Here is an 11,581-nt window from a genome sequence, read left to right on the forward strand (position 1 = left end):
GGCACAGTGGAGGGGGGAACGTTCTCGGTTCCGTGAGCGTTGATACGAGTGATGGCCGGTGCGAGGAGGGCGAGCGCATGACGTACGACCGGTTGGTGTGCGCGAACTGCGCGGCGCCCGTGAGCGAGGGCCGGTGCCCGGTGTGCCGTGCCAACCGCGAGCGACTGCAGCAAGAGGGTTTCCTCGGCGGGGTGAACCCGATGGCGCTGATCGCGCTGCTTGCAGTGCTGATCGCCGCGGTGGCGCTGCTGGCGCACCAGACCGCCTGAGACGCCTGAGAACCGTCGCCTGTAAGAAAAGCCTCAGAAACCCGTCAGGGCCCGGAGCGTCAGCTCCGGGCCCTTCCGTGTGCGCGCTGATCGCGCCGCGTGACCGTGGGGTTACACTCAGGCGGCAGCGCCACCGCGGCCGCTGACCAGACGCGGCAGAACGCGGAAGCCGATGCCGCCGGCGATCATCGTCGCGGCGCCGATGAGCAGGAACGCGGTCTGGCCGGCACCGGTCTCGGCGAGCTGCTTGCCGCTGCCCTGGGGCTGGGTGTCGGAGCCGGTGTCGGTGAGGGCCGAGGAGCCCTCGTCCTGCGAGGCGTTGTTGTTGCCGCCGCCCTGCGGGGTGTCGTTGTTGCCGCCGGTGCTGGAGGAGCCACCGGTGGTGTTGCCACCCGTGCTGGAGGAGCCGCCGGTGGTGCTGCCGCCCGAGGTGCCGGAACCGCCGGTGGTGCCGCCGCCGGTGGTGGTGCTGCCACCGTTGCCGTTGCCACCGCCGTTGCCGTTGCCGCCGCCGGTGCCGTTGTCGCCACCGTTGCCGTTGCCGCCGCCGGTGTTGCCACCATTGCCGTTGCCGCCGCCGGTGTTGCCACCGGTGCCGTTGTCACCGCCGGTCGTGGTGTCACCGCCCGTGGTGGTGTCGCCGCCGGTCGTGGTGTCTCCGCCGCCGATGACGCCGCCGATGGTGACGTCACCGCCGGTGTCGCCACCGGTCGTGGTGTCACCGCCCGTCGTGGCGTCACCGCCGGTCGTGGCGTCACCGCCGGTCGTGGCGTCACCGCCGGTCGTGGCGTCACCGCCGGTCGTGGCGTCACCGCCGGTCGTGGCGTCGCCGCCGGTCGTGGTCCCGCCGGTGGTGGTGCAGATGCCGAGATCGCAGCCGCCGTCACCGCCGTCGGTGCCGCCGTCGTCGCCGTTCGCGTGCGCGCTCAGGCTGATCGGGCCGGCCTGGACATCGATGCCCGCGGCGGAAGCCGCGCCGGCTGCGGTCAGCGACGCACCGGCCGCGATCACGGCGCCGGCGGCTATCCGCGCGACCCGGATCCGCGTCTTCTTCGTCATATGGTTGCTACCCCCAGTAGCTGTTCGTCAATGAGGCGGCGCATGGGGCGTTGCCGTGATCGACGGAGGGCAGCCGGTGACGAAGTGTGCGTCAACTCATTCCCCCGGTTCACATGCGCCCCTGAAGTACGCATGCCGCACTTCACCCTTCCGATTTTTCAAAGCAACGTCAAGGTCGTTGCGGGCGCAATGTCCTGTCGGGGGTGTTTTACGGCGAGTTGAAGCCTGTGAGTGTGATGTAAAACCCAGACAAAAGACAACTGCCGCCTCTCGGGCGGCAGTTGTCATGTCGACAAAGTTACTTCTCCTGCTGCTTGCGCCAGCGAATGCCGGCCTCCAGGAACCCGTCGATCTCACCGTTGAACACGGCCTCGGGGTTGCCGACCTCGTGCTCGGTGCGCAGGTCCTTGACCATCTGGTACGGGTGCAGCACGTACGAACGCATCTGGTTGCCCCAGGAGTTGCCGCCGTCGCCCTTGAGGGCGTCCATCTTGGCCTGCTCCTCCTGCCGGCGCCGCTCCAGCAGCTTGGCCTGGAGGACGTTCATGGCGGTGGCCTTGTTCTGGATCTGCGACCGCTCGTTCTGGCAGGAGACGACGATGCCGGTGGGGAGGTGGGTGATGCGAACCGCGGAGTCGGTCGTGTTGACGCCCTGGCCACCGGGCCCGGAGGACCGGTAGACGTCGATGCGCAGGTCGGACTCGTCGATCTCGACGTGGTCGGACTGCTCGACGACGGGCAGCACTTCCACACCCGCGAAGGAGGTCTGGCGGCGGCCCTGGTTGTCGAAGGGCGAGATGCGCACCAGGCGGTGCGTGCCCTGCTCGACGGAGAGGGTGCCGTAGGCGTACGGCGCCTGGACGGCGAAGGTGGTCGACTTGATGCCGGCCTCTTCGGCGTACGACGTCTCGATCAGCTCGGTCTTGTAGCCGCGCTGCTCGGCCCAGCGCAGATACATGCGCTGGAGCTTCTCGGCGAAGTCGGCGGCGTCGACGCCACCGGCCTCGGCGCGGATGTTGACGAGCGCCTCGCGGGCGTCGTACTCGCCGGACAGGAGGGTACGGACCTCCATCTCGTCCAGCGCCTTGCGCACCGCGGTCAGCTCGGACTCGGCCTCGGCGCGGGTGTCCGGGTCGTCCTCCTCCTCGGCCATCTCGAAGAGGACGGCGAGATCGTCGATCCGGCCGCGCAGCGTCTCCGCCTTCCTGACCTCGGCCTGGAGGTGGGAGAGCTTGCTGGTGATCTTCTGCGCCTCGTCCGGGTTGTCCCAGAGGGACGGCGCGGCCGCCTGCTCCTCGAGCACGGCGATGTCTGCCCTCAGCCTGTCGAGGTCCAGGACGGCCTCGATCGACTCCATGGTCGAGGAGAGGGACTTCAGCTCTTCGGATACATCGACGACTGCCACGCATCCAGCGTAACGGCTCCGCGAAGCGTCGAGGGCCGGGTGCTCACGAGCTGCCGGGGTACCCGGGCCGCCGTGCCGTCTGCGGGCGGAGCCCCTGGTGGGTCAGGGGGTGGACGTGCTGTGGGTGTTCTGCGGCGCGTCCGAGTCCCCGTCGGCCGACGCCAGCCACGCGCCGACGCCCACGACAGCGGCCAGGACCACTCCGGCCACTCCCAGAGTGACCCTTCGACGCCGCACCGCGGCCTTGTGCCGGGCCGACCCCGGCCTGGGCGCACCGGTGGCCCGGGGAACGCGAGCGGTCCCGTGCGCGCCGCCCGCAAGCTCGTCCGGCCCCGGCACCCTCATCGACGTGTGCGTGTCCCGGTTGGAGTCCGGCTTGGCCCCGGGGACGAGGGGCACCGCCCCCCGCCGCCGTACCGGCTCCTCCCCCGGCGGAGCCGACGGCATCGGCTCGTCGGCGGCCTCCTCGGACAGCTCCGGCTCGTCCACGTCCAGCGGCGGCATCCCGGCCAGCGTCGGCAGCTGCTCCCGCAGCCGCGCCGCCAGCTCGGAGGCGCGCAGCCGGGACGCGGGCGCCTTGGCCAGGCACTGCACGATCAGCTGCCACAGCTCCTCCGGGATGCCCGGGAGGGGTACGACCGTCTCCGTGACGTGCCTGCGCAGTACCGCCCCCGGATGTCCCCCGCCGAACGGCGTGAACCCGGCCAGCAGCTCGTACAGGACCGTCGCCAGGGCGTAGATGTCCACGGACGCGCGCGGCGGCAGGCCCTCGACGATCTCGGGGGCGAGGTAGTCCGGCGTACCGATGATCTTCGTGGCCCGCGTCCGCTTCGGCGTGTCGATCAGCTTGGCCACGCCGAAGTCGGTGAGCAGGGCGGGGTGGGCGCCGCCGGGTCCCAGCGGACCCTGCATGTCGAGGAGCACGTTCTCGGGCTTGACGTCCCGGTGGACGATCCCGGCCGCATGGGCCGCGGCCAGCGCGTCGGCGACGTCGGCGACGATCGCCACGGCCGCCTCGGGGGCGAGCCGCCGCTCGCGCTCCAGCCGGGTGCGCAGGTCGGTGCCGCGCACGAGGTCCATGACCAGGGCCAGGTCGTTGCCGTCGACGACCAGGTCGCGGACGGTGACGATGTGCGGGTGCTCCAGGCCGAGCAGCGCGGTGCGCTCCTGGACGAAGCGTCCGACGAGCTCCTCGTCGGAGGCGAGGTCCTCGCGCAGCAGCTTGACGGCGACGGGACCCTCCGGCCCCTCGCCCAGCCACACCGTGCCGGCGCTGCCCCGCCCCAGGATCTGGTTCGCGGTGTACCGGCTGCCGATCTTCCGTGCCAAGACTGCTCCTACTGACGCGTGTTGTCGCTAAAACTACGCGTCCGGCGAGCCAACCTTCACCGCGGAGGCGGAAATCACCCGCCAGGTGTCGACAAATCTGCAAGCTCGCGGTCGGTTACCACGAGTACGCGCCGTTCGGCGGCCGCTCAGTTGCCGCCGCCCGAGGAACCGCCCAGATCCTTGATCCACTTGCTCGTCTGGTGGACCCAGTGGGTGACCTCGTGCCAGTAGCTGCGGCCCTGGCCGATCCAGGTGTGCAGAGGGGTCAGCTCGTAGATCAGCCAGCTCGCCACGACCAGGATGACGATCGTGAACAGGCAGCCCTTCAGGCAGCCGAGGCCAGGGATCTTCATCGGGTTTGCGCTGCGCTGCCGGGGCGCCCGGGGCTCGCGGGCGGGCCGCTGCGGCTCCGGCGCGGGCGGCGCGTACCGCTGCGGCTGCTGCGGCGGGGCGTACTGCTGGGGCTGCTGGGCCTGCTGGGGCGCATAGCCGTACCCCTGCTGGTACCCCTGCTGCCGGCCGCGCGGCTGCGGCTGCTGCGGGCGGGACTGCGGGGCCTGCCGCTGCTGCTGCGGACGGGCCACCTGCCGCTGGGGCCGGTGGCGCAGCGGGTCGTCCTCCGGGGACAGGAACTGCTGGACCTGCGTCTGCTCGTTGCGGTCGCGGGCCGCGCGCAGCTGGGTCTGCCAGGGGTGCGGCTGCTCGGGCTGCGGGCCCTGCGGGCCGGTGTTCGGCAGCACCGCCGTCGGGTCCGCGGCGCCCGTGTTCGGCAGTACGGCGGTGGGGTCGGCGGCGCCGACGGGGCCGCCGGTGTGCGGCAGCACGCTGGTCGCGGCGTTCGGGTCGTACGCGCCCTGGGGGCCGGTGTTCGGCAGCACCTGGGTGGGGTCGGCGGCGCCCGGGACGGCGGCCGGGGCCGGGTCGGGGGCCAGCAGCGCGCCCACGCCCTCGGCGGCGGCGATCTGCGCGGCGTTCGCGTGCACCCCGATGCCCTCGGCGACGACCCTCAGGCCGCGCGCGAGGTTCTCGGCGCTGGGCCGTTCGTCGGGGTTCTTGCGCAGGCAGCGCTCTATGACCGTCCACAGCGGGTCGGGGACGGTCGACGGGCGGCGCGGCTCGGCGCTCAGGTGCTGGTGCAGCACCTCCAGCGCGGTGCTGCCGGAGAACGGCGGGCGGCCGGTGACCAGCTCGTACAGCAGGATGCCGGCGCCGTAGATGTCCACGGCGGAGGTCTGCGGGCGGCCCTCGGCGGACTCCGGTGCCACGTACGCGGGCGTGCCGACGAACTCGTGGGTGCGGGTCAGGCCCGGGGAGTCGGCGAGGCGGGCGATGCCGAAGTCGGTCAGCATCGGATGCAGCTGGCCGTCGTGCTGCCGGAGCAGCACGTTGGCGGGCTTCAGGTCGCGATGGACGACGCCGTCGGCGTGGCTCGCGGCGAGGGCGTCGGCGATCTGCGCGGTCATCAGCGCGGCGGCCACCGGCGTGAAGGGGCCGTTCTCGCGCAGGTGGCGGTGCAGGTCGGGGCCGTCGACGAGGTCCATGACCAGCGCCAGCAGATCGCCCTCGACGACCAGGTCGCGGACCCGGACGACGTTCGGGTGGGTCAGGCGGAGCAGCACGGACCGCTCGCGCAGGAAGCGCATCACGATGTCCGGGTCGCTCGCCAGCTCCTCCTTGAGGACCTTGATCGCGACCGTCTCGCCGGGCTGACCGGCCACGGCCGCCTCGGCGCCCGCGGTCTCGCGCTGGCGGGCACGCCAGACGGTGCCTGTGGCGCCGCGTCCGAGCGGCTCCTCAAGCAGGTACTTGCTGCCGACTGGCCGCACGTCACGCGCTCCCTGCTGCTTGCTGCTGCTTGCTTGCCTGCATTCCGGTTGTCATTCCGGTTGTCCGACCCACTGTAGTGCCGCCGTTGCGGGCACCACGTGTCGACGGAAAGACGCGCGTCCCGGTCTCCTGGTTGCCGGGAGCGGACGTGACCGATCTCAAGTGATCGCGGGTACGGCACTGGTCAGGCACTTTTGGGGGCAGAGCCGACCAATCAAGATCACTTGTCACCGGGTCCCGGGCGCGTTGTCGGTGGCAGGTGCGAGGATGCCTTCCAGTACTGGCCGACGTGCTCGTGTGTGGGGTGGGGGGAAGTCCGTCCCGCGCAGACCCGCGCAGAAGGGACCGCTGACGCCGATGCAGATCCGGCTGACCGTCGTAGACCCGCTCGGCCCGTCCCCGCAACGGGGCCGCGCCGCGAGCCGCGACGTGCTGGTCACGGCGCCCACGGGCACGGACCTGGCCGCGGTCGCGTCGGCGCTGGCCGGGGCGGTCACCGGGGAGGGCCGCGACACCGCCAACTCCTCCGTCGTGCTCTATGCCGGCACCGAGCGGCTGGATCCGCGCCGCTGCACCCTCGGCGAGCCTCCGCTGGTCGACGGCGCCGTGCTGTCCCTGGGCGCCCCGGCGGCCGCCGAGCCGCATCCCGAGCTCGACGACGCGCCGACCCAGCTGCATGTCGTCGCGGGCCCGGACGCGGGCGGGGTCCACCTGCTGCACGGCGGCCGGATCACCGTGGGCCGCTCGGCCGACGCGGACGTGCCGCTGGACGACCCGGACGTGTCCCGGCTGCACTGCGCGGTCACCGTCGGGGCGGACGGGCGCGTGTCCGTCGCCGACCTCGGTTCCACGAACGGTACGGCGCTGGACGGGGTGCGGGTGGGCGAGCGTCCCGTGCAGGTCCCTGCCGGGGGCTTGCTGCGGATCGGGGAGTCGGCGCTGCGGGTTGCTCCGTCCGGGGGGCTCGCCGCGCGGGCGCGGACCGTCTCCGACGGCGAGGGCTGCCTTCGGGTCGCCCGGGACGCGGTGACGGGTGCGGGGGCGTCGTCTTCGGATGCGGGTGGACCTGGTGCGGGCGCCGGGGAACCCGTGCGACCGGTTCAGCACGGCTATGGCTCTGCCGGCTGGGGGACCTCCGGCAGTGGGGGGCAGGAGCACCGGCGGGGGAACCCGGCCGTGGTGCCGGAACAGGCCGGGGCACCGTGGGTGGAACAGCGGGGCGGTGACGCCGCGGCGTCCGGTGCCGCCGCCGGCGGGGACACCCACGCGGGGCGCCTCGGGGTCGGCGGCGCGGGCGAGGAGCCGCCGGGCGATGGCCGCAAGGGCGCGCCGGTCCGGGGCATCGAAGCCCCGCAGGGTGCCCGGCGGCGCGGCCTCGGCGCCTGGGCGCGCCGGCTGGCCGGTGGGCGTGGCGAACAGTCCACCGGCCCCGAGGCGTACGACGGCCCCGACACCCAGGTGGGCGCCGTTCCGGCGGTCACCGCGCCGCAGCAGTCCGAGACCTGGCCGGATCCCGCCGCTCTGCTGCTGACGGCACTCGGTCCGGGGCCCCGGCTGTGGGAGCGCGGGCCCGGTCATCCGGAGTACCTGACCGTGCGGCTCGGCACGGCGGACCGGAGCGCGCCGGACGGCTCCGGCGTGGTGCCCGCGGTGCCCGTGACGGCGGCACTGCGCGAGGCGGGCGCCCTGGGCCTGGCCGGTCCGCGCCCCCGGCTGTCCGGGCTGACGCGCGCGGTGCTGGCCCAGCTGGCCGCGCTGCACTCCCCCGACCTGCTGGAGATCGTGCTGATCAGCGCCGACCGCTCCCGCCCCGTGGAGGAGCGCACGGCCGAGTGGTCCTGGCTGGGCTGGCTGCCGCATGTCCGGCCGGGCCACGGCCAGGACTGCCGGCTGCTGCTGGCCTACGACCGCGAGCAGGCGGCGGCCCGCACGGAGGAACTCCTGCGCCGGGTCGACGACCACGCGACGACCGGCAAAGCCGCGGCCCACCCCACCCGCGTCCCGGCACCGGGCATCACGCCGGGCGCCCCGGCGCACAGCGAGCCGACGGCCACACCCACGCCGGACTCCCGCACGGGCATGCCCGCCGAGACGTCGGGGACCCATGCCCCGGCCACCGGCGAGTGGGACACCCCGGCCCAGGGGGGCCTTTCCGGCCACCCCGGCGCCCCCGCACCCGGCTCCGGCGCCCCCGCGCACGGCCGGGCCACCGGCGACTGGGACAACCCCCTCGCCCCGGGCACCCCCGCCGCGCCGGGCGCGCCGGTCGAGGGCCTCGCTCCCGGCCGGCACGGCGCCACCGTTCCCGGCGGATCCACCCGGGGACCGGCCTTCGGCGCCGGCGACATCCCGCACGCCGCCGGCGCCTCTGGCCCTGCGGGCGCCCCGTCCCACAACCTCGCCCCCGGCCGAACCGGCACCCCCGCGCCCGGGCACACCCCCACCACCGCTGCCGCCCCGAGCGGCACCCACCCGTCGGCCGCCCTCTCGACCCCCGTTCGCCGCCCGTCCTGGGCCAGGGAAGACGCCGAGGTCGGCGGGGTCGGTGGTTTCGCCGGGCCCTGCACCGTCGTCGTCGTGGACGGGGACCCCGGTGGCGGCGCCCTGCGGGATGCCGTGGCGCGGCTGGCCGTGGCCGGGCCGCGGGCCGGGATTCATGTGATCTGTCTCGCCGAGACCGAGCCCTCCTCGCCCGCCTCCCCCGTGGCGCTGACGTACGAGGCCGCGTGCGCGGTGGCGCCGACGTTCCGGCACTGCGGTGCCGTGGCGCTGCTCGGCGGGGATGTCGCGACCGCGCTGCGGCTGCTGCGGGTGGCGCCGGGCGGACCCGTGGGCACGGGGACGCTCGCCGCCGTGGACGCCGTGTCCCTCGCCTGGGCGGAGCGGTTCGCCCGGGCGCTGGCGCCGCTGCGGCCGGACGGCCCGGCCGGCGAGGGGGACACGCGCGTGGCGGTGCCGTTGCCGCAGTCGGCGCGGCTGCTCGACGAACTGGGGCTGGCCCGGGCAACCCCGGCGTCGCTGATGGCGCGCTGGGCCGACGCGGCCGACGACGCCCAGGCGCTGGGCGGCCGGGCGCGGGCGGTGCTCGGTGCCGGTCCGCGCGGGCCGCTCACCGCCGACCTGGTGGCCGACGGACCGCATCTGCTGATCGAGGGGCCGTCCGGCAGCGGTCGTACGGAGTTGCTGCGGGCCGTGGTGGCCTCGCTGGCCGCCGCCGAGCGGCCGGACCGGCTGGGCGTGGTGCTGATAGACGGCCGGGACGGCGTCGGGACCGGCCCGGCGCACGGCGAGGGCCTGCGGGTGTGCACCGACATACCGCATGTCACCACGCATCTGATCGCCAACGACCCGGTGCGCATGCGGGAGTTCGCCCAGTCGCTGGCCGCCGAGCTGAAGCGGCGGGCGGAGTTGCTGGGCCGGACGGACTTCGCGCGGTGGCACACGGGGCGTGAGGTGTCCGGCCGGATCGTCGCCCAGCGCACGCCGGCCCCCGCCACCGGTGACATAGACGCGCCGCCCAGCTCCACCCTGCGGCTGCGGCCGGGGTCGGCCGCGCGGCAACGGGCCGAGGCCGCGCCGCCGCTGCCACGGCTCGTGGTCGTCGTGGACGACCTGGACGCACTGGTCGCGCCCCCGCTCGGCTCGCCGGGCCGGCCCGCCGCCGGTTCGGTGATGCGCGCGCTGGAGGCGGTGGCCCGGGAGGGCGAGCGGCTCGGGGTGCATCTGGTGGCGGCGGCCGGGACCGGCGGGCGTACGGCGGAGACCGAACCCGCGCGGCGGGCGTCCCTGCGGGTCGTGCTGGACGCTCCCCAGCAGGGGCCGGACGAACCGGCGCCGGGGCGCGGCCGGCTGGCCTGCGCGGACGGGCGGGTCGTCGGTTTCCAGGGCGGCCGGGTGACGGGCCGTATCCCGCGTACCGCGACCCAGCGGCCCACGGTGGTCCCGCTGGACTGGCAGCGCATGGGCGACCCCCCGGCCCGCCGGCCGGTGCGGGAGCTGGGCAACGGCCCCACCGACCTGGCCCTGCTGGCGAGCGCGGTGGAGCGGGCGGCCCGGGAGGTCTCGGCGGCCGAGGTGCCGTCCCTGCTGTAGCCGAAGAAACTGTTGTGACGAAGAAGGACGCATACACCCCCGGTCACGAGCCGGTCACGATGCGCGGCTCGACACCGCAGGCGCTCTTGCCGCCCTCGAGCGGCCCGGCGTAGACCGGACCGCACGGGACAGTCTTCCTGACGCTTGACGTTCATTGACGTTCAACGGAGAACGACGAACGGGGAAGTGATGCGCAGCAAGAGCAGCACCATCCGGACACGCAGGACCGTCACGACACTCGCCGCACTGCTCGCGGGAGCCCTCGCCCTGAGCGCCTGCTCCAGCAGCGACAACGACAAGAAGGGCGACGGGGGCGACAGCGGCAGCGCCGCCCCGGGCGGCTCCACCGTCAGCCTGCCGAAGCTGAACGGCGCGAACGTGGAGATCGCCGCCGTCTGGACCGGCCAGGAGCAGAAGAACTTCAAGCAGGTCCTCGCCGAGTTCGAGAAGCGCACCGGCGCGAAGGTCACGTTCGTGCCCGCCCAGGACCCGATCATCAACTTCGTCGGTTCGAAGATCGCGGGTGGCCAGCCGCCGGACGTGGCGATGCTGCCACAGCCCGGCGCCATCAAGCAGGCCGTGCAGCGGGGCTGGGCCAAGCCGCTCGGGCCGGAGGCCCTGAAGGAGCTGCAGAAGAACTACTCGCAGGGCTGGCAGGACATCGGCAAGGTGGGCGGCAAGCAGTACGGCGTCTACTACAAGGCCGCCAACAAGTCGCTGATCTGGTACAACGCCAAGGTCTTCGCGAACGCGGGCGCGAAGGAACCGAAGACCTGGCAGGACCTGCTGACCACCACGCGAGCGGTGTACGACTCCGGTGTCACGCCGTTCTCGGTGGCCGGCGCGGACGGCTGGACGCTGACGGACTGGTTCGAGAACGTCTATCTGTCCCAGGCGGGCCCGCAGAAGTACGACGAGCTCGCCCAGCACAAGATCAAGTGGACGGATCCCTCGGTCAAGCAGGCGCTGACGACGCTCGCGCAGATCTGGGGCAAGAAGGACTATCTCGCGGGCGGCCAGGACGGCGCGCTGCAGACGGAGTTCCCGGCCTCGGTCACCCAGACCTTCACCGGCGGCGACCAGCCGAAGTCCGCGATGGTCTACGAGGCCGACTTCGTGCAGGTCAACATCGGTGAGACCAAGGCGAAGGTGGGCACGGACGCCAAGGTGTTCCCGTTCCCGGCGGCCGGCTCCACCGCGCCGGTGGTCTCCGGCGGTGACGCGGCGGTGATCCTGAAGGACTCCAAGGCGGCCCAGGCCCTGGTCACCTTCCTCGCCTCCCCGGACGCGGCGACGATCCAGGCGAAGCTCGGCGGATATCTCTCGCCGAACAAGAACGTGCCGATCCCGGCGTACCCGAACGCGGTGCAGCAGAAGATCGCCAAGGCGCTGATCACGTCCGGCGACGACTTCCGCTTCGACATGTCCGACCAGGCCCCGCAGGCCTTCGGCGGCACCCCCGGCAAGGGTGAGTGGAAGGACCTGCAGGACTTCCTGAAGAACCCGAAGGACGTGGCGGGCACCCAGGCGAAGCTGGAGAAGGACGCGGCGGCCGCGTACGGAAGCGGGAGCTGAGCCGGCGATGGCGTCGGCGGCAACG

The 11,581-nt window shown here is 73.6% G+C and carries 7 protein-coding genes; 3 read left to right on the forward strand and 4 right to left on the reverse strand.

The annotated features are described in order from the left end of the window. Nucleotides 1-77: 77 nt before the first annotated feature. Nucleotides 78-269 carry a hypothetical protein gene (locus LMU33_RS20610; RefSeq protein WP_023550109.1) on the forward strand — a complete coding sequence of 64 codons (192 nt, stop codon included), beginning with the start codon at nt 78-80 and terminating at the stop codon, nt 267-269. A gap of 117 nt (nt 270-386) precedes the next feature. Here LMU33_RS20610 and LMU33_RS20615 read toward each other — a convergent pair whose 3' ends face one another. From LMU33_RS20615 to LMU33_RS20630, 4 genes are all read right to left on the reverse strand, one after another. Next, nucleotides 387-1,328: an LPXTG cell wall anchor domain-containing protein gene (locus LMU33_RS20615; RefSeq protein WP_228621959.1), complete on the reverse strand. Its 942-nt coding sequence runs from the start codon at nt 1,326-1,328 to the stop codon at nt 387-389. 298 nt (nt 1,329-1,626) lie between these two features. Further along, the gene (gene prfB / locus LMU33_RS20620; protein ID WP_228621960.1) at nt 1,627-2,733 is read right to left on the reverse strand and encodes a peptide chain release factor 2; all 1,107 of its coding nucleotides are present in this window, start codon (nt 2,731-2,733) and stop codon (nt 1,627-1,629) included. 102 nt (nt 2,734-2,835) lie between these two features. Further along, a complete protein-coding gene (locus tag LMU33_RS20625) occupies nt 2,836-4,062 on the reverse strand; it encodes a serine/threonine-protein kinase (protein ID WP_228621961.1) in 1,227 nt (408 codons plus the stop codon). A 146-nt stretch (nt 4,063-4,208) separates the two neighbouring features. Then, nucleotides 4,209-5,888 carry a serine/threonine-protein kinase gene (locus LMU33_RS20630; RefSeq protein ID WP_228621962.1) on the reverse strand — a complete coding sequence of 560 codons (1,680 nt, stop codon included), beginning with the start codon at nt 5,886-5,888 and terminating at the stop codon, nt 4,209-4,211. A gap of 358 nt (nt 5,889-6,246) precedes the next feature. Between LMU33_RS20630 and LMU33_RS20635 the strand changes: the two genes are divergently transcribed. Continuing rightward, nucleotides 6,247-9,981 carry an FHA domain-containing protein gene (locus LMU33_RS20635; RefSeq protein WP_228621963.1) on the forward strand — a complete coding sequence of 1,245 codons (3,735 nt, stop codon included), beginning with the start codon at nt 6,247-6,249 and terminating at the stop codon, nt 9,979-9,981. A gap of 189 nt (nt 9,982-10,170) precedes the next feature. Beyond that, on the forward strand, nt 10,171-11,556 hold the full coding sequence (locus tag LMU33_RS20640; protein WP_228621964.1) for an ABC transporter substrate-binding protein: 1,386 nt from the start codon (nt 10,171-10,173) through the stop codon (nt 11,554-11,556). The last annotated feature ends 25 nt before the right edge of the window (nt 11,557-11,581 follow it).

The sequence above is a fragment of the Streptomyces barringtoniae genome (genome assembly GCF_020819595.1).
Taxonomy (GTDB): Bacteria; Actinomycetota; Actinomycetes; order Streptomycetales; family Streptomycetaceae; genus Streptomyces; species Streptomyces barringtoniae.